Genomic DNA, 19,772 nt, shown 5'->3' on the forward strand with positions numbered 1-19,772 from the left:
TTTTAGTATTCCATGCTTTTAAATTTAGCTTGCAAAATAATTTTCCCGAAGGGAGCGTGGCATAGCCACTTTTTTTATATTGTTTCAGCAGTTGGTGCAGCTCTAAATATTAATATAGATATGATTATTAATACTTTTGAAATCAGTATCATGTCATAATATAATAGATTTTTGGTTGTTTTGTATCAATGCTTTAATTCTGTTTAATTTATTAGTATAATGATGAAATGACGTATTGGTAATTATTAAAGTAGAATCATTGTAAGAAAGAGGTTAATTAAATGAAGGAAATAGTTTTATGTACAGATGGCTCTTTTAAAAATAAAACACAGGCTAATGCTGCAATAATTTATGATAAATCAAATATTTATGATAAGACTCTGATATATAGAACAGGTAAAGGTAAGAACTCTGAAGAGGCTGAAATTAATAGCGTCATTCATGGATTAGAATATATAAAAGAATATAATGCAATTAATCAAGAAGATTGTTTAATAGAGGTAAGAAGTGATTTAATATTTCTTGTTGAGTTTATAAATGAGAAACTGTATAAAGAATGGAATAATAATGATTGGATTAATGGTCCAAGGGGGAGAGTGATAAAGACAGGTCCTAGGTTATGGTACAAACTTATGCTACTTATTAAACATTTTGGTGAGGAAAATGTCATATCTACAAAGGTTACTCAAAAAGAAGATGATATTCATAAGATAGTAGATAAAGTGGCTTATAATATGCTTAAAATAAATAACATGAAGCTACAAACATTTTATAAAACCACCATTAAAGATTTTTCAAATATAGCAGATTTAATTAATTCATCAGAAGTTATTAAAGTTCCAGAAATGAAATTAGATAAATCAAAATCTAAATTACCTTGGTGTGTATCTAAAAGAAATGCAAGAAAAGAGACTAAAAAAATGCATGAAATTGAGAATAAGCTTACAGATATGTCTTGGTTTGAAAAATTAAATGATAGGGTTGGATACATACCAACAAATAATATAATATTGCAAGAAGAAATACACCTAAATTGTTATCAAATGAATTTCAATGGAAAATTAAAAGAATATAGTGAAACTGATAAAGTAGATAAGCCTATTGTTATTAAAAAGATTTCCGAGGATAAATATGCTTTGGTAATGGGAATCCAAAGATATTTTGCAGCTAAAATACTAGATATAGAATTCATACCTGCTATTGTAACTGATTATAATAATTCTGATTTTAATATACAAATGCAGGAGCTAATTACAGATGAACAAATTGCTAAATAGAGAACTATATGATAAGGATTTGGAGTAGATATACGGTAAAAAATATAATCAAATGGGGAGAGCATTAAAAGAACCTAGCTGCAACTAGGTTTTTAGCTGTTATATATTAAACTTGATAGCTTTCAATAAAATTAATATGATCCAGTGCTTTAATAGTATGAAAACTTATTTGATGAGTAGGATATTTGAACTTCATTTCCTCAAAAAACTTCTGTTTATTCATTTGTCCTTGTGTGTATGCTTCTATATAGTCATATATTGTATCATCAGCCATTGGACCAATTACTACATCATATCTATGGGTTCTACCACTACGACAGTTCACAACGAACTTTAACCACTCATCTGCGTAATCATCAAACTTCTTTATATTTAAAGACTCAATATCTTTAAGTTCATAAACGCTAACTATTGGGGTATTAAATTTACTAGACCATTTTTCTGCTTGTTCTTGAATTTCAGTGCAATAGAAGCCCCATGAAAAATCTTTAGTAAATCTATGTTTACGAATCTCTGGAAATTCAATTTCCATGTAGCTACCTTGATATATTATCTTACTTTTTAAATCTATCATATATAATATCTCTCTTTATTATTTAATCATTTGAAACTCCAATATGAGTATATTCTAATTATATCGAAATATTAAAAACCTTCAAATTAAAGTTATCATAAAATAATGCTACATAGAAACCTAGATAGTACTACTCAAAAAACGAGTCTTTATATTTATGTATCTGGATTAAAGATGTGGGTGGCATTGTTATACAATCTATGTATATGTTGTAAATATATAACGAGAGATTATTAGGTTTATCAATTTAACATTAAATATAATCTAACTTATATTTTTCAAACAAAGTATGTATATTTAACATATATGGTTTTAATAGTGGAGAAAAGCTTAAAATAACTTCTTCAACATCTTTGCCATCTGTTTTGTACATTGCAGAACTAATCCAAGACAATTGAGTTAAAGTATCATCATCTTCTATTTCAAAAACTTTACCTATAAGACCTTTAGTTACTTTTGATAATTCAGAGTATTTCCTTTCGTCTTTCATACCAATAAGAGATGTAAATTCATCTACACTAAAAACATATTCTTTAGAATCTTCATCAGCTTCAGTTACCATACTAGCCAATGCAACAATTATTTTTCTTTCTTCTAAACTCAATTTAAATTCACTATTAAACAAATATTTCTTTATCTGATCATCTAAAGAAACACATTTCATCATATCACCTTCAATTAATAATACAAAAATTCTTTAATGTTAGATTTATTATAGCATAAATGAAGTTTAACACCATTTGATATGTATTGATTGTAGTTGACACCTGTTGATACATTGTACTTAATTATTTTCATTTTTAAAAGTTAAGAAATTTATATACTTATACCCTTTATGCCGAAGTATTTAAAAGTTAGAAAATTTAAGTTGGACTAAAAATAGATTTGTACTAGATAGATTTATTATAAAAATAGCAGAGATAAATTTTTATCCCTGCTTTTCATCCATTGTTTTTAGCTTGTCCAAACTAACCATGACATTGCACATCTAGGTTGTCCATCATATTTACCATTAATCGTTTTAAAACTTGGTTTCCAGTTTAGTTTTAAGCCATTTTGTTCTGCAAAATTTTCTGTAATACAAACAGCTTTATTAGCAATGTATACTGCTCCTTTGCCCATTGCTAGAAGTTCAACGTTTTTACCACTAATTAATGATAATTGGATACTGGTAGCTAGTTTTATTGGATCAGTTTTAGTTCCAACCATGCTAACATATGTTGGTTTTAAGTTGCTTATTACCATGATAAAATTCTCCTTCCTATTTTAAAATTCTTCTTACAATTCTTTTATAATCAAAGATTAAAGGTAATTTCAAATATATTTTAAGGAGATAAAACACAGAAAATTTTAGAGGTAAATTATACAAAAATATAGATTTACTAAATGGAGCAATTTACCACAGTACTGAAAATAGACTTGAGGATATTTAATTTAATATAATAATTACAAAGTAAAACAAAAGGAAAAGGACCATAAGATTTTGGCGAATCTTATAGTCCCTAAAATATAAATATTCACAGCTTTTATACTGCTTAAAACTAACAATTTAAGTATAGAACATTTTGAAATGCAATTCAAGAATTTGAGTTTTGTGGATATTAATACTTCCTTTAATTTTACTAAAAGAGTGGGAGGGAATATTATGAAAACAATGCAAGAAAAAATAAATGAGCAAAAAGCATATATAAAAAATCAAGTTATTAATGGTCAAAATAGAGATCATTTTAATGTAATTGACATGGAAGCAGGGGGAGGAAAGAGCATAGCAATACAAGAAGCATTAGCTGATCTTTATAAGATAGATCCAAGTAGAAAAAGCGTTTTAGTAATGAAGTTTATAGATAAAAATGAGGATAGTTATTCTGCTTGTAAAAGAATAAATGAACTAGCAGGTAAGGAAATTGCAATTGCTGTAAATCATGGTACTCTTAAAACTATGATAGATAAAATAAAAGATTATCAAGTGGTAATAATTACCCATGAAAAATATAAAAGATTAAGCATAAATTCAAAAGAAAGACAAGTTTTTACGCAAGGTAGATCTATTCTTGTATTAGATGAAGAAATTGATATGTTAATAACTAGTAAAAGTGATATATTCAGAATCAATTCCTTTAAAAATATGATTTCGCATAAGAAACAATTAAAAGAAATATATAATGAATGTGTTAGTCCAATAAAAGAAGCAATAGAAGAAGTAAGGGTTAGTGAAAATGGAGCAGAAGGAAGAAAATTTAAATTTTTGAATTATGATACTAATATGAAAAAGAAATTTAGGATGTTAAAAAATTTGATTGATCACTATATAACTGACGAACATGCAAGGCAATATCAAAAAAATATGTTGACATGCAAAAAGAGTGATATTGTTGATATGACAAAGAAGGATTTTGTAGGAGAAATCAAATTTATAGAACAGTTCTATAACGTTGTTTGCTATATAAATGCGGATAACATTTATACATATAATAATAAAATCAAGTATTGGAAGTTGGAAAATAATATTCTTCTTGACGCTAATGGTGGTTTTAATCATTGTTATAAACTGGCTTCACATTTGTTTAAATGTTCAAATCAAGCCAAGATTTTTGATCATTCAAGATGGACAGTGAATGTAGCTAATAATAATGTAACTAAAACAGCTGTTAAAAATTATTCCAATTATGAAGAAGAAATTGAAAGGTTAATAGAAACTTTAGCATGTAATGGCAAAGAAACGCTAGTAATAACATCAAAACAATATGAGGAAAGTTTGAAACAAAAATTAGAACATTGTGGGAAAGAAAAACAGGTTAAGGTTGAACATTTTGGCAACATAATTGGCAAAAATAATTGGAGAGAGTTTAGCCAAGTTTTAATACCAATAACTTATAATTTGCCAGAACATTTATACATTATGAAATATCTTTATTATAGTGACAATAACATCAATATTAATACTAATTGCAGCTCAAGAAAAAATATGATGAAACAATTTATTGATAAAGATTTAGAGAGAATAAGAGTGACATTTATAGCAGGAGAGATATATCAAGCAATTAAGAGAGTTGATAGGGATGTTACACGAGATACAGAGGTGTTTATTATATGTGCAGATGAAGAGGTAGTAGATCAAGTTAATGGGCAGTTAAAGAATTGCAAAAAAGATATATTCTTTGCAAGATTTGAGAAAAAGGAAATACAGAGGAAAGAATATGATACTAATAGTAGAAGAGAAAATTGTCATGCTAGTAATTTTATAAAATTATTAACAGAACTTAATGTTGGTAAATATAAAAAGCAAGATATAAAAGCAAAGCTAGGAATAACACAATCATCCAATTTTTCAAGAGTACTTACTGATCCAGAAGTTTTGGATTTTATTAAGAAGAAGAACATAAAGATAGAAAGAAATTCTATTGAAATTGTTGAGAGCAATTTAAGTTTATATAATTTTCATGGAGGTATAAATGTATGCCAATAATACCAGAAAAATTTATAGTTCTAGAAGATTATATACAAAAATTTAATATGATAAATTTTTATGCAATACCAAAGCCAATTCAAAAAATGATGGTATATAAAGAAAGTGATAATAAAGAGCAGGTTATATCGTTTTTAATATCATTCTTTTTAAATAACATGGGATATTCGTTAAATAAGGTACTTCAAATTATGTCGGCTTGGGAAAAATATAATGTGCCGACATATGAAGAAGTATACATGCTAGATATAATTAATAAAGTTTATGATAAACCAATAAAGTATACAGCAGAATTGTACAAGCAATTTGGATTTATTGATTTTTCTAATCATTCGGACAAGGGATGTGTTAAGTTACCAGTTGGGCTTATTAACAAGTTTGCTATTATACATGATTGTTCATTAAGGATATATATTGCAATACTAATGTTTTGCAAACTGAATAATGTAATTAGGTGTACCAAGAAAGATATTGAAAAGGTAGCTATGGTTTCTGAAAGAACAATAGAAAGACGAATAATTCAACTTTTAGATGAAGAATTAGTTGGAAAACAGGAGGAGAAGGGCATTATCTATTATTCCATAAAAGACAATATTATTATAAAAGATGGCTTTACAAGAGTTAGTATAAAACAGCTACAAAAGCTTATAGATCATAAGGATGAAGTTTCAGATGGATGTATTAAAGTTTACATCTGGTTACAACATCATATAATGCATGAAATTCCAGACTTTGAAAGTCATCAATACCAAATAAAAATAGGAGCTATGACCGGCAAAAAGGGAAATACCATTTCTAATATTACATCAATTCTAAATGAGAAAGGTTTTATTATTAAGAAAACATATAGAGAAGTACGTTTTAATCCTAATACAGGAAAGAGAGAGAAGATTTTAAGGTGCAAATATAGAATAATATAAAATTTAGAACAGGGAAGCAGGGGAATTAATTAACCCCTGTTTCTTTTTCTAATAGTATGAATATAGAAGATATTAATAATTAGTTATTTAAGAAGATAACTAATACTTATATATAACACTAATAACTTAAACCAAAAACAGTTTTCCTACGAAAAATCTGAAAACTTAAAAGAAACCATATAAATTAGTGTATTTAAGTTATCATTAAATTCTCTATTATATTTAAACTATATGTAAAATTAGTGATAACTTGATATAATGAAAATCCTTTAAATTGAGTGATGTCTTAAAATTAATAAATTATCCATGGTTATAGGGGAAATACCTTTAGGCAAGTAACATACTTTAAATTAAGTAAGTATTTATAACAACCAATTAATTTTCCATGGTATACTAAAATAAAAGGTTGGATTGTAAATTTGTAAGTCGTAGACTGAAGATTTTGAGTGTAAAGTCAAAACCATTAGTGTACTGTTTATTTAGACATATAAAGTTAGGTGTTTCGTATTTTTTTACAAACAATAATATAGTAGTATTATTTGAATTTTCTATAAACATGATGATATATTCATATTGTAAATTTAAATTTTGAAAAGTAAGGAGAATTTTCAATGACGAAATTTTATATTATTAAAAACAACCACCTAGTAAACGCTTTTGTTAATAATAAGTATATTGTAAGGCATGATTTAGAGTTTGTATCTATTGTTGAAAGTGCAGATATTCCGAAAGTACCATATGCTTTTAATAAAGGGTTTAATACTATTGAAGAACTTATAAAGACTGTTAATGAGCAACCTGTTGAGACTGCTTATTAGCAGTCTTCTATTTAATTATAAGATGAAAGAGGCATAAATTATTTCTAATTGAGAGAAAGATGAAGTATATAGAAATGGTAAGTATAACAGAAGGCAAAGATATATATGTAAATCATGCAGAAAAACATTCACTGACTTTACACGTTCATCAAGATATAATAGCAAGAAAGGCATTAAGAAATATATACAATATGTAAATTATATTATTGATTTAAATGGTTGCATTTCTTTAATATAAATCAACTTATAGGAAAAACTATTTATGGAATGCTCTCTGGAGGTGGTACTTTTGAAAAAAATAGTGTTTGTAATAAGTCTTTTAACAGTTATAACAACCTTTACATTCCCATGTTCTGCCTATGAATTGGCCATAAAACAACAGCCTAAAATTGAGCAATACGAAGTAACAGAGAACTCAAAGGAAATTATATATAGAGATATGGTTATTTCATTACTTATTCCATATATGCAGAAAGAAATAAATAACTATTACAAAGAATATTTAACCGAATTGCCAGTAATTTTTCCATATAGCGTTGACATAGTAAATGTTGATAGGCAAGGGGGAAGTGGCTATCTAATTAGATTAGAGGTTATAGCACACCCGTTTGTAGGACCAATTAACATTGTTGGTGATGATAGAATGATAATAGAAACTGGAGCATTTGGTTCAGTTTTGATTAAGAAATTTGAACACATTAAGAGTTATCCCCTGCCTTGGAACTGGCAACACATAATTAAAAAAGCATATTAAATATATTTAATGTATAAGTTAATATACATATTCATTAATGGAACTTTCAAATAACTTCCATCAAAAATTTAAAATAATGAGCAAAATTCTTAAACATAGCTTATTATTTAATTAATAAAAGTCAATTTATAAGTTTTAATACATTTACTAAATAAATAGATTACTTATATGAGCGTCATTTTTGGAGGGAATATCTATTTTTTATTTAGCTCTGTTAAATCATGTGTTGAGTTTTTAGTATATTAATGATATTAGGCAATTTCATGGGTTATGGGGAGGATGACTTTACTTTAGCGACAAATCTTGAAGTAGGCATAATAGAAAAAGTGAGTGATTAAGCTCCTTTTTTCTTTTTATTTAAATTTGTTTGGAAACTTTACTAATAACAATAAAATCATAAGTTAATTACTTATATGTAACACTAATGGACTAATGTAAATAGTTTTTCTACGAAGAAACTATGAACTTAAAAAACAATGTGAGTTCTATATTTTAAGTTATCATTAAATCCTCTATTAGTATATAACTATAAGAAGAATTAGTGATAACTTGCAAGAATGAAAATACTTTAAATTAGGTAAATTTATAAAATAACCAATTAATTCAAATTGGTCTACTTAAACAAAATTGGGTTGCAGAGTTCGCAAGTCGTAGGCTGAAGGGTTTGTTATTTACAATCTAATAGTGTATCTGATTAAAATTAAAAATTACTAAAAACACAAATGAACATATAAGTATAAAGGTAAAAGCTAATAAAAATATAAGAGCATAGTAATAAAACAACAAAAGAGTATAAGCAGTTTTATTTATTAGTGATTTGGTGTTTTTGTGACTATTCATAAAAACATAAAAGGATATACCATTAAATAAATATAAATTGTTTGGCATTAGCCTTTATTCGTTAACGATAGAAGTTATCATTTTTTTTCTCTATAAAATGCTTATAGTGAAGTTATGATGACTTTTTAAGTTAGATGTTGTTATAGATAGTTAGCAGCGAATGAAACAAAGAAATATACATTTACAACAAGAGAAGATATAAGGTAAAATGTAAGTGGGTGTGGGAACCTAAATCATTAAGCAAACGATATAGTTAAAAACAAAAAAATATATAGTTTAAGTGCTTAATGAGGCTATAAAGAATAATAGTGAATTTCAATATAAGACATACTTCTTTTATGAGGTTTATAAATATTAAATCATTTAGCATGAATGTATTTATAAATCTAATTTAGAGGTGTGTCTTTTTTATTTTTTATTAAGTTTTGTTAAGCAAATTAGGGGAAGGAGGTCTTGTTAATGATTAAAGTACAAATTGATGAACTAGAAAAAGATGTTGTAACATTAAATAGTGCTATTGAATCCTTTAAACCATACTCTGCTGATTTTATGACAGATAGTGCTAGTAGATTAAAATGGCAAAACTCTGACTTTATAAATAAAATTAGAGATACATTAGAAGTTATGACAGATACAAAAGCTCCAGAACTTTTAAAGAAGATACAGCAATATTCTGATGATGTTGAAAAGCTTGTTAAGGACTTTAGGAAGAAAGATGAAGAATTAAGCAAAGGCTTAAATATTAAGTAGAGGTAATAGTTATGGCAGAAAGATATACTAAAGAATATTCACAAAGTTTAGTTAATGGATATATTGAAGATATAGAAAAGCAAAAGAAAAATATATTACAGAGCTTAAAGGACATGGACTTTGAAAATAATCAAGTTAGAGATGAATTTGAGCATATCGTAAATAAACTTATTGGGAATTGTAATAGATTGATTGAAGATATAATGAACCATAGTAATTTTGAATAAATGACAGGGATATAAAGTTCAAGAAATAAAGGAGGGAAGTCTTTGAAACTTGATCTAAAGATAAATTTCTCTGTTATATTGGAGATTACAGAGAAAATATATACATATAGAAAAGCCCTTGAAACTATGCAGGAGGCTTTAAATAGAATAAATGGTAGATTAGAAAATGAAAATAGTGGAGAGGCTGTAACGGCATTGGTAGACAAGCATAAGGAGTTACAGAATGAAATAGAGTCTTGTAAGGTAGAGTTAGATACATTATATAGATTATTTGATGGATTTTATAATGATATGACAAGCATAATACATCCGATTAATTATGGAGCAGAGGTAAGAGTAGATAGGTTAGATATTTATTGTAATATGAAAACTATGTTTCTATCTATAAGTGCTTTAAAAGATTTAGTATCATCTGGACAAACAAGACTATATTTCAATTACTCATCAGCCTACTATACAACCAGTGCAAATCCATCTATAACTGCTGAAGATAAACTAAAGGAGGAAAATAACTATAGGAAAATTGAAGATATATGGGATATAATTAAGCAATATGGGAATTGGTTTGAAGAAGGTCAAGAGGATATAGAATACCAATTCAATAAATATGTGGTGGCTTATGAGGAAAGAGATAATGATTATGCGGAAGAAGCCAATAAATTGTATATTGAGAAATCAAATGTTTGGGATAGAACAAAGAATCTGGGCAAGGATATATATAATTTAGGAGCAGGTGTAGTAAATTTTGGAGAAGATCTACTTAATTTGGGTGAAGGAATTTTTCAATATGTAATGGGTGGTACAGGTTATTTAATTTCAAAGGTAACTGGAGATACTCCAAGTATGTTTGATTATACTGAATCCATTTTTCACGAGGACAATAAGAAGATAAGGTCAGTATTTAATAACCCATTTGGAGCAGTAGAAGATATGAGCCAACAAGTGTCTGATGAATATGAAGAAAAAGGGGCAGCACATGTAGTTGGTCATTATGGAGTTCCTTTTTTTGCAAATAAGTTGAAATTCAAATCAATAACAGCAAGTGCTACTGAAGGGCCTACAATAAGAAATAGAGTTCTTAATAATATAACTGAAAGTAGGATGGCTAGAGAAGCTTCAGATTATAAAAAATTTGCAGAATATGAGGCTGCATATCAGATAGCCATAAATAAGTGGAAACAAGGAACACCTATGAGTACAATTAACTATGAAATTTCTGCTAATGCGAAAACGCATTTAATTGCTGAACCTGTTCCAATTAGTGGGAAGAAAGGAGTTATTGGTACTCATAATGAAGTTGAATTCTATAAAAAATTAAAATCAACGGGTAAAGATATTAAAAATATGGTGGATCCTAATAATATTATTACTGATAAAAATTTTCCGGGAATAAAGAGTATAGAATATAGAATCCCTAAAGGTGATGGAAAAGATGGTTTTTTAGACGAATACAAATTTATAAAAGATCCAAAAACAACGTATAATCCTACAAGTTATACAGATGAAGAAATGTATGAGTGGGGGAAAGAAGCAATGAAAAATGGATATATGCATGGTTACTTAATTTTAGGAGAGGCTTCAAATGGAATGAAATTCATGGGATATTTTAGAAATGGTGAAGTTACTAATTTTTTCCCTGTTACAAGCTTTAATTAATATATAAGGAGAGTATTTATGGATAAAAAAAGAATTATGAATGAAGAATGGAATAAAAATTTTATTAGAGGAATTTGTATCAGTAAAACAAGAATAATGAAATGTATAGAGGTAATTTTGACAAAAGAAGATGTTGTATTTGATTCAGTTTGTATGATAGCTACCTACAATACATTTGATAATGGTGATCCAGAAAGATGTGAGGAAGATGAAGTTGTATTAAGCATGGAATTTCCGGGTTATCAAGAAGAAGTATCATATTTAAAATATAAAGAGTTTTTTTATTTGATAGAGTATGGAATAAAGGAAAAAATTTCTCTATTTATTGATTCAGATAAAGAAGCAATTTTAAAAGAATTAGGAAATGCAAGGAACTTAATATTAGAAAATTATTAAGAAATATAATTATATGCTAGAAAAAGATTTTAAAGCTAATTTAATAAAAAGTATTATTGAATTAGGGCTTAATGAAGATGATAATATAAAATTCACAATTACGCCAATAACAGAAGAAGGTAAAAATCATAATTCTAAAGATGATTATATGCGACTTTGGATAACAAGCGAGAAGAATTTAATGGGTAGATTTTTTGATTATGATGGAGTTGTAAATATATTTTCTGCCCCAGATTCACGCTATCCACTTTGGGTTACAGTTGAATTGAAAGAACAAAAAGATGATGAATATATAATTGAATTAAAATCTAGCCAAAGATTTAGAACTCCAAGTGTATTACAAAATCAAGAAACTGGACACCCACCATTTAAGGTAATTAAATAGAGTAGATAGATATAGAGTCAGCTTTAAATTATAAAGTTGACTTTATGTTTTTATTGAAAAGAAGGGGAATGTTAACTATCGAATTAGCATAATATTATTTGAAAAATTTTGAATTGAGAGGTAAAATGGTTTATATTAGTATAACTACATATTAATAGAAAGCGAGAAGGAAAATTGAAGTTAACAATATGCAGGAATATTGTAAAATATGATAAATTTAGAAATTATAAAATTATGTTAGATTCAAAATATATTGGTAGTATATATTCAAATGAAAAAAAGTCATTTGAGGTTTCAGAAGGCAAACATACACTTTATGTTAAAATAGACTGGTGTAGAAGTAAAAAAGTTGATTTTGAAGCTATTAATAATGATATAGAATTTGAGTGTGGGAATAGTATAAAGGATTTTTGGCATGGAGCTTTATGGATGTTTTATATAACAATTTTTAAAAATTCTTACTTATGGCTAAAGAGATTAACATAATAAAATAAAATGTGAATTAAATAGCCTTCTTTCTTATAAGTTTATTTAAGATAAGAGGTTTTATAGACTACTAATTTTACCATAGCTGATAAACAGTAAGAAATGATTTGAAATAGTATAAATAGGTGGGAGAAAATATAATGGGGATTATAGGAGAAATAGATACAAAATACGTATCAAAGGAGAATGGCAAAAAAACATATAAGATAAAAAATTTAGCTTCTTTTATAAATTTTTTAAGTGAGGTACATGGTGAGAGATTTTATTTTAGAGGAGAAGGGGGCAAATATGAAAACATAATTGCTTCTGGTTTAAGAAATATTAATATAAATATTGATAATAATAAGGAAATATCATTTAAAACAATGGTTAGAACTTTTTATCAAGAAATTGGTTCAAGAATTTCTGATTTAGATAGAAAAAGTTTTACAGCTTTTTCACAACATCATGGAATACCAACTAATTTAATTGATATATCAACATCACCTTTAGTAGCACTATATTTTGCTTGTTCTGATGACGCGAATAGTGATATAGGGTATATTCATATGATTGAAAAGAAAAATACATTAGATATATCAAATAGATTATATGAAGAGAATGAAATGGATATGGATATTTTTGATTTATTCATGGATAAAGATAGTATTACTAAAAATCGTAACATAAAAATGTTTTTAAATTTATTTTCAAATAATAATTATTTATTTGAAAAATTAATGTATGAGTTATTAGATATTTATTCAAATCATTTATATAAAAAGAGATCTAGATATAAAAAGATATTAAATGGAGAAGAAAAAAATAAAAGTAAACATTTAATTGCAGAATTAGTAAAAACCAAAGATGAAATTACATTAATGTCTGAAATTTATGATTATTTTACTAAATATGTAAATAAAAGAAAACCAAATATTTCACCAAAGAAAATAATTGAAGATACAAATGATTTTGAAGATATAAAAGAAATAATAAATGAATTTAATGCTCAACTTGATATAGTTGGGAAAGTTAACAAGTTATTTTCGATTGAATTGCCTAAAAATATAAATATTATATCTATGTTAACTACCATATATGTAGAGATTTTACCAATAGTATTGAATTTAATAAAAATAGGAGAATTAAATGCTGATTGGATTGATTTTTTGCCTATATTTACTTATAATCCTATTACTAAATTTGAAAGAATTAAGAATCAGCATGGTTTATTTATTTATCAAGGATATGTTAAATCTGATACTTTTCTTGGGTATAGTAGTAATTTAGTATTACAAAAAATTTACAAAGATATTACTGTGGAAATAGTTAACAAAAAGAAAATATTACAAGATTTAAATGTATTAGGTTATAATGAAAAATTTATTTTTTATGATTTTGATAGAATTGCAGATCATATAAAAAATAAGTACTCATGTTAATAATGAACAAAATTACTTAAAATATGAGTATTGTTCAAAAAAGATGGATATAAGTATAGCAAGAACAATGTTAGTTCTATTGCATATAAATTATAATAGAATCTAAAACAGTAAAGATATAGCCATGGGAACAGAGGATTATCTAATGATGGCATTATTTCTATGAACAATAACATTATGAAATTAGTACAATTTTTTAAATAATAAGAGCTTCTTAAAAAGTTAGCATTTTTCTATTAAAAATCTTATAAAAAAGAGGAGAGTGGGTACCTCTCATTCTATCTTAAAGCTATATTTTATTTGCCAAAGTAGTTAGCAATATTATCATTAAGTTCTACTGGTAAAGTACGGAATTCATAGCTAATGTTTCTATAATTAACATAATCATAAAGCGTGTAACTACTTTTGTTGTTTAATGCAACCTCTTTGAGTCCGTCTATATCACCTTTAGGTTAAACTTTTTGAAATCGTTAATAAGTTTTAGTAAAGCACATATATTGAATTTATTGTTAAATGATAGTATAACTTAATAAAATTAAAAGAAAAATATAAAAAATAAAAGCTAAAATTGAAATTTGGGCGAGATTAGACTTCGTTCACAATATGCTCTTCTTGTGAATGAATTATCCTCTCATTCTAAATTCTATCCGCTTGATTAGATATTATTCAATTGAAAATATAAAGTTTATATTTTATTTGCATTGTTAAGCTTTTTATCTTTACTATGTTTGATAAAAACTTAATATTAATCAGATTAATAAAATTTATCAAACATTTTTAAATTTAAAGAGATAGAAAATATAAGGAAATTTTAGGCGTAAAAAGCATAGGAATCCTAAATATAATGAAGGTATACCTTTGTGGAAAAATGTTTATTATAAACCATTAATATATATATTGAAAATCGAGTCTATGAGGGGAGTAAAAATAGATTTTGAAATATTAAATATTTTATAATCTATGTATAGAAACAAATGATAAAAAATCACAAGGAGAGATTACAATGAAGATTAACGAAGTTAAAAAACAAAAACAAGGAACTGAAATTCAGTTTGTGGGAAAAATAAATAAAATGGAAATCAAAAAACGTAAAAATGGACAGGATTATTTGCAAATTAGGATTAGTGATGATTCAGATAGTATTACCTTTCCAATCTGGAGTGAAGCGGAAAAATTAAATAAAATATTTAAAAGTGGACAAACTATAAATGTTAAAGGTAAACTAATTAGTTTTAATGGACAAAGTCAAATTTCATATCCAATTTTGACAATAGTGAATGAAGAAATAGAGAATTATAAGCTAATGCCTAAATATGAAATACCAGAAGAATTGGTTAAGTACTTTGAGGATACAATTAATAGTATGGAGTATAAATATAAGGAGATAGCAATTGCTGCAACAGGAGCTTTGGGGTATAACCAAGAAAGATGGGAAGCATTTACTCATTGTGTTGCAGGTGAAAAAAATTATGGAAATAAGATAGGGGGACTATTACTCCATACTATAGGAGTAATGAAAAACATAGAAGGAATAGTTGGAAATTATATTACTAATCCATTTAATGTTAATGCTGAAGAAGTTATAAATAAAGATAGATTAATGTTAAAAGCAGTCCTTCACGACATTATGAAAACTAAAACATATGAGTATAAAGGTATTATTAAAAGAAAAAATACTAAAATTAGTCATATAGAATTAGGGGTTTCCTATATCAATCAAATTAATATAGAGGTAGGCAACATACTAAATGAAGAAGAATTATATGATATTCAGTATAGTATATTGAGCCAATATGGTGAATATGGAGTTTATAAATTTAAAACTTTGGAAGATAAATTGTTACATATAGGTGATATGATAGATAGCCAAATTTCTATAGAAGTTCAAAAGAAAATATCATTTTAATAGTAAAAAATTAAATGTCTATTGAAAATTATAACCATTAGCATTAGCCTGTATTTGATATGTTTAAAGTTATCATTTTTTCTCTATAAAATACTTATAGTGTTATTATGATAACTTTATTATATTATTATTAGCAAAACTGACTTATATTTTTCGTAGAATAATTTAGTTATTATATTAACGATAATATACCTATATTACGGTAATCATATTAGGGGGAGGTTTTATAGTAGCTTTTCTAATTATGGAGTTTGGGATAAAGGGAACCAGTAGATTGGACTGCCGTTTAAATAGTATAGTAAATTTAGATAAGTAAAAATAGAATTTGTGAAAAGTAAAGAAAACATTAGATAATAAAAGAAAATGAAAAATAACTTGCGATAACATGGAAATGTGTTTATAATTATATTATTGTTAAATATCCATAAATTGTGACCTTCTGTGTAATCATAGGGTTATTTGAGAAAAATGACATGAGAGCGTCGGAAACTAACTTGTCATTTTTCTTTTAATTTTTAGTTCTATATAGATATTAAGATGAGATTAAATGACAGGAGATAACAATGAAGAAAAAAATTAATTTATATTTGGATGATCTTCGGGATTGTCCAGAAGATTTTGTAGTTGCTAGAAATATGGAACAAGCTTTGTATTATCTTGAAAATGATGAATATGAGGTTGAAATATTGTCACTTGACCATGATCTGGGGATAGATGGGGAAGGAAAATTATTATCATCTGGCTATGATTTAGTAAAATATTTTTGTGAAAATGGATTAAGGGCAAATTCTATATATTTGCATACTGATAATCCAGTAGGACGAGATAACATGTATTACACGCTTCTAGCTGCTAAACGAAGGAGATTTATAAATAGTATATCAGTTTATCCATATCCATATGTAAAAAACAAATACACAGAGGAATAAACTAATTATATCCTAATTCAATTTTCATATCTATTAATCCTCTCTCATTTAATTTATACTCTAACAAATCTATTTTTACTCAAATGTAAATTAAGGAAACAAATGATTTGCATAAAACAAGTATTTTTATATATTATGCAAGTTAAAAAAGTAGTGCTTTTTTATCACTACTTTAATATTGACATTAATTTTTTTAATCCATCTGGTAAAAGAAATTTCCTACACCAACTATTGTTTCATTCTTCATATCATCTGTAACTCCAATATAACGCAGTGTTATGGAGGGAGAACTATGGTTAAAGATTTCCTGTAATATAGCCACATCCTTATAAAGCTGATAGTGCCAAAAGCCGAATGTTTTTCGCAAGGTGTGAGTACCGATTTCTTCCAAGCCAATTTTTGAGGCTGTACCATTTAATATTCGGTACGCTTGTACTCTAGTAATAGGTTTATTATTTCCTTTACGGCTTTGAAAAAGATATTCTTCATCCTTCATATATTGAGTATATTTCTGTATATCCTTTTGTAGCTCTGGGTGAAGTTCAGATCTTTTAGGCTTCCGTGTCTTTTTTTCAAGTAAACTTATATAGGATTTATTTCTTACATCAGCTACCTTTAGAACTAAAATGTCGCTAATTCTTAAACCACAGGTAATACCTATGGTAAAAAGCATATATTCTCTCATACCTTTTTTTAATAATTGATTTTGCATTTCTTGAATCTTTTTTCTGTCCCTAATTGGTTGAACTAATTTCATACAATCTACTCCTTCTTCTGAATTAAAGAATTGTGATACATTTAATGTTAAAGTAGAAACTAATATGTTACATAGTAACGATAGCATATACCTAACTCTTGCAATAGAGGCATTTGTAAGTTTTTTAAAGTAACACATGTCTACATTTGTTACATTCATTGAATAAAACAGCAAGTTCTTATGGAGGTAATAGAAAACAGAGAACAGTTTCTCTGCAATTCTATATCCATTTTATGCTGCAATATTATTTGCCAAAACAAACCAACTAATCACACTCCTTTTTTCGCCATCATTATCTCTCGGCATAATTTTAAATGATGGTTTCCAATGTAACTCCAGTCCATTCTATACAGCAAAGCCTTCAGTTATACAAACTGCTTTAATTGCTATATAAACAGCCTTTTTTCCAATTGCTAATATTTTTACTTGTTTCCCTTCCATTAATGGTAGCTGTATGGATGTTGGCAATTTTACTGGGTCAGTTTTCATTCCAACTTTATTGATGTGGGTAATTTTCTGGTTGTTCATAGTCAAATTCCTCCTTAATAATAGATAATAAATGCTACAATTTCTTTATATAAAAAGACCAAATATAAAATCAAATACTTATTAAGAGCTTTTTATATAGAAATAGTTTTAATTTAACAAATAAAAGTAGATAGCCTCACAACTATCTATTAAAGGAAATTTTGAGATCATTATGCGGACTTGAAACTTTTGGTTTTTTATTTCTTAAGAAATAGCATGGTATTTTAAATATTTATAAGTGTTCTTAATCTTTAAGGATATTTTGTTCAATTCATTATCAGTGTTTATTATGTATTTTGGCGCTTCTCCCTCCCCATAGCGTTATCAAAACAATATGATTCTCCCTCTAACGCAGTAATAATAATGAATACTATTTAAGTAGGTAACTATAACTATTAACGCATAAAATGGGGAAATTGAGAAAAACTAAAAATAGTTGAAAAAATAAATTACTATTGGGATGTGTTGGAATATGATTTGGATTGGAGCTTAATTAATAATAAAAGAGAGTAACTTGTAAATGACAGAGGGGTGAATTTATGATACCAGAGTTTGCTGATAGAATTGATAGATATATAGAATCAAATAATTCATATGAAGGTCAACAAAGAGTATTTTTAGATGGAGATTATTATAATTTAAAAATCTATAGTTTACCAATAGAATTTTTATGGTTTAACGAGCAGAATGGTAGATTTATTGCAGAAAAGGCTATGAAGGAAAAAGAATTAGGTTTTAAAATAGATACAATGAATAGAGAACACAATAAATATATTTGTGAACTTTTATTACAAGGAAAAGCAAATTGTAAGGAATTAGAAAATGACCTTAAGAAATGTGGACAAAAGTCACCGGGATACATAAGTAATGATGGTTTTGTAATTGACGCAAATAGGAGATTAGCTCTTTTTATGACGTTACATACTCTTACAGGGGATAATAAATATAAATATATGAGAGTGTACCGTATCGATAAAGATTTATCACCAAAAAAATTATATAAAATACAAGTACAGTTGCAAATAGCAAAGGATTATAAACTGGACTATGAACCTATTAATAGATTATTAAATCTAAAGAAAGGTAGGGAATTATATGGTTTAACAAATAAAGAACTTGCAGATGTCCATAACCGTACAGAGAATGAGATAAAAACAGATTTTGAAGTTCTGACTTTAATAGATCAATTTTTAGAATATATTGGTGAAAAAAATGACTATACGAAGGTATTTGAACTCCATGATCATTTTGTTGAATTTAATAAGGAACTTAAACTATTAAAAAATAAAAAAGGGAATTCTGCAATGCAAAATGATGACGAAGCTATGGATATAATTAATAGAATATTAAAACTTAATACAGATAAATATGGGAAAAGTATTCCTAGAGATTATATTAGGAATATAAGCGATGGATTTATAGATAGCCATATTAAAAAAAATATTTTAGATAATATTATATATAATAAAAATGCTTCTAATGATCAAATATATTCAGAGATTACTTTAGCCTATGAGTTGATTAAAAATAAAAGAGCAATGAATACTCCTATTGAACTAGCAAAAAAGGCAAAAAATGTTTTAATGCAGATAGATAGAAGCAGTGATTTGGTAAAAGGAATAGACTTTAGGAATATTATGAAAGATGTACAAGAGTTAGTTAACTCCTACTTATAGGTGATT

At 26.6% G+C, this 19,772-nt stretch carries 20 protein-coding genes and 1 pseudogene; 16 read left to right on the plus strand and 5 right to left on the minus strand.

The window, feature by feature from the left end; genetic code table 11:
• Positions 1-281 precede the first annotated feature (281 nt).
• The gene (locus tag NNC19_RS15690) at positions 282-1,277 is read left to right on the plus strand and encodes a ParB N-terminal domain-containing protein (protein WP_310939614.1); all 996 of its coding nucleotides are present in this window, start codon (positions 282-284) and stop codon (positions 1,275-1,277) included.
• A 106-nt stretch (positions 1,278-1,383) separates the two neighbouring features.
• On the opposite strand, the gene NNC19_RS15695 is transcribed toward NNC19_RS15690, so the two are convergent.
• From NNC19_RS15695 to NNC19_RS15705, 3 genes are all read right to left on the minus strand, one after another.
• Positions 1,384-1,851, minus strand: a complete 468-nt coding sequence (locus tag NNC19_RS15695; RefSeq protein ID WP_310939615.1) for a DUF3990 domain-containing protein — start codon at positions 1,849-1,851, stop codon at positions 1,384-1,386.
• Between the two features lie 253 nt (positions 1,852-2,104).
• Complete coding sequence (locus tag NNC19_RS15700) at positions 2,105-2,518, minus strand: replication initiation protein (RefSeq protein WP_310939616.1); 414 nt, start codon at positions 2,516-2,518, stop codon at positions 2,105-2,107.
• Between the two features lie 287 nt (positions 2,519-2,805).
• The gene (locus tag NNC19_RS15705) at positions 2,806-3,096 is read right to left on the minus strand and encodes a stage V sporulation protein S (RefSeq protein ID WP_310939617.1); all 291 of its coding nucleotides are present in this window, start codon (positions 3,094-3,096) and stop codon (positions 2,806-2,808) included.
• A 400-nt stretch (positions 3,097-3,496) separates the two neighbouring features.
• Between NNC19_RS15705 and NNC19_RS15710 the strand changes: the two genes are divergently transcribed.
• The 14 genes and pseudogenes from NNC19_RS15710 to NNC19_RS15775 all read left to right on the plus strand — a co-directional run bounded on the left by NNC19_RS15710 (position 3,497) and on the right by NNC19_RS15775 (position 16,805).
• Positions 3,497-5,317, plus strand: coding sequence for a DEAD/DEAH box helicase (locus tag NNC19_RS15710; RefSeq protein ID WP_310939618.1), 1,821 nt, complete (start codon positions 3,497-3,499; stop codon positions 5,315-5,317).
• The gene (locus NNC19_RS15715) at positions 5,308-6,237 is read left to right on the plus strand and encodes a hypothetical protein (RefSeq protein ID WP_310939619.1); all 930 of its coding nucleotides are present in this window, start codon (positions 5,308-5,310) and stop codon (positions 6,235-6,237) included. The genes NNC19_RS15710 and NNC19_RS15715 overlap by 10 nt, the downstream gene beginning before the upstream one ends.
• A 611-nt stretch (positions 6,238-6,848) precedes the next feature.
• Entirely contained in the window at positions 6,849-7,055 is a 207-nt protein-coding gene (locus NNC19_RS15720; protein WP_310939620.1) for a hypothetical protein, read from the plus strand.
• 64 nt (positions 7,056-7,119) lie between these two features.
• Positions 7,120-7,263: pseudogene (locus NNC19_RS15725) on the plus strand (IS1595 family transposase); the annotation flags it as partial.
• 72 nt (positions 7,264-7,335) lie between these two features.
• Entirely contained in the window at positions 7,336-7,809 is a 474-nt protein-coding gene (locus NNC19_RS15730; protein WP_310939664.1) for a DUF3888 domain-containing protein, read from the plus strand.
• 1,299 nt (positions 7,810-9,108) lie between these two features.
• Positions 9,109-9,399: a hypothetical protein gene (locus NNC19_RS15735; protein WP_310939621.1), complete on the plus strand. Its 291-nt coding sequence runs from the start codon at positions 9,109-9,111 to the stop codon at positions 9,397-9,399.
• An 11-nt stretch (positions 9,400-9,410) separates the two neighbouring features.
• On the plus strand, positions 9,411-9,626 hold the full coding sequence (locus tag NNC19_RS15740; protein ID WP_310939622.1) for a hypothetical protein: 216 nt from the start codon (positions 9,411-9,413) through the stop codon (positions 9,624-9,626).
• A gap of 42 nt (positions 9,627-9,668) precedes the next feature.
• On the plus strand, positions 9,669-11,282 hold the full coding sequence (locus tag NNC19_RS15745) for a CdiA family toxin C-terminal domain-containing protein (protein WP_310939623.1): 1,614 nt from the start codon (positions 9,669-9,671) through the stop codon (positions 11,280-11,282).
• An 18-nt stretch (positions 11,283-11,300) separates the two neighbouring features.
• Complete coding sequence (locus NNC19_RS15750) at positions 11,301-11,678, plus strand: hypothetical protein (protein WP_310939624.1); 378 nt, start codon at positions 11,301-11,303, stop codon at positions 11,676-11,678.
• 13 nt (positions 11,679-11,691) lie between these two features.
• Positions 11,692-12,063, plus strand: coding sequence for a hypothetical protein (locus tag NNC19_RS15755; protein ID WP_310939625.1), 372 nt, complete (start codon positions 11,692-11,694; stop codon positions 12,061-12,063).
• A 234-nt stretch (positions 12,064-12,297) separates the two neighbouring features.
• On the plus strand, positions 12,298-12,549 hold the full coding sequence (locus NNC19_RS15760) for a hypothetical protein (protein WP_310939626.1): 252 nt from the start codon (positions 12,298-12,300) through the stop codon (positions 12,547-12,549).
• Between the two features lie 140 nt (positions 12,550-12,689).
• The gene (locus NNC19_RS15765; protein ID WP_310939627.1) at positions 12,690-13,970 is read left to right on the plus strand and encodes an FRG domain-containing protein; all 1,281 of its coding nucleotides are present in this window, start codon (positions 12,690-12,692) and stop codon (positions 13,968-13,970) included.
• A 1,003-nt stretch (positions 13,971-14,973) separates the two neighbouring features.
• On the plus strand, positions 14,974-15,876 hold the full coding sequence (locus tag NNC19_RS15770) for an OB-fold nucleic acid binding domain-containing protein (RefSeq protein ID WP_310939628.1): 903 nt from the start codon (positions 14,974-14,976) through the stop codon (positions 15,874-15,876).
• 563 nt (positions 15,877-16,439) lie between these two features.
• Entirely contained in the window at positions 16,440-16,805 is a 366-nt protein-coding gene (locus NNC19_RS15775) for a cyclic-phosphate processing receiver domain-containing protein (RefSeq protein ID WP_310939629.1), read from the plus strand.
• Between the two features lie 193 nt (positions 16,806-16,998).
• Here the strand turns inward: NNC19_RS15775 and NNC19_RS15780 are convergent, their stop codons facing one another.
• Positions 16,999-17,562 (minus strand): site-specific integrase, encoded by a 564-nt coding sequence (locus NNC19_RS15780; RefSeq protein ID WP_396136444.1) that lies wholly within the window; start codon positions 17,560-17,562, stop codon positions 16,999-17,001.
• A 345-nt stretch (positions 17,563-17,907) separates the two neighbouring features.
• Positions 17,908-18,090, minus strand: a complete 183-nt coding sequence (locus tag NNC19_RS15785) for a stage V sporulation protein S (protein WP_310939631.1) — start codon at positions 18,088-18,090, stop codon at positions 17,908-17,910.
• A 539-nt stretch (positions 18,091-18,629) separates the two neighbouring features.
• On the opposite strand from NNC19_RS15785, the gene NNC19_RS15790 reads away from it, so the two are divergent.
• Positions 18,630-19,766: a hypothetical protein gene (locus NNC19_RS15790; RefSeq protein ID WP_310939632.1), complete on the plus strand. Its 1,137-nt coding sequence runs from the start codon at positions 18,630-18,632 to the stop codon at positions 19,764-19,766.
• The last annotated feature ends 6 nt before the right edge of the window (positions 19,767-19,772 follow it).

The organism is Clostridium sp. SHJSY1 (assembly GCF_031626875.1).
Taxonomy (GTDB): domain Bacteria; phylum Bacillota; class Clostridia; order Clostridiales; family Clostridiaceae; genus Clostridium.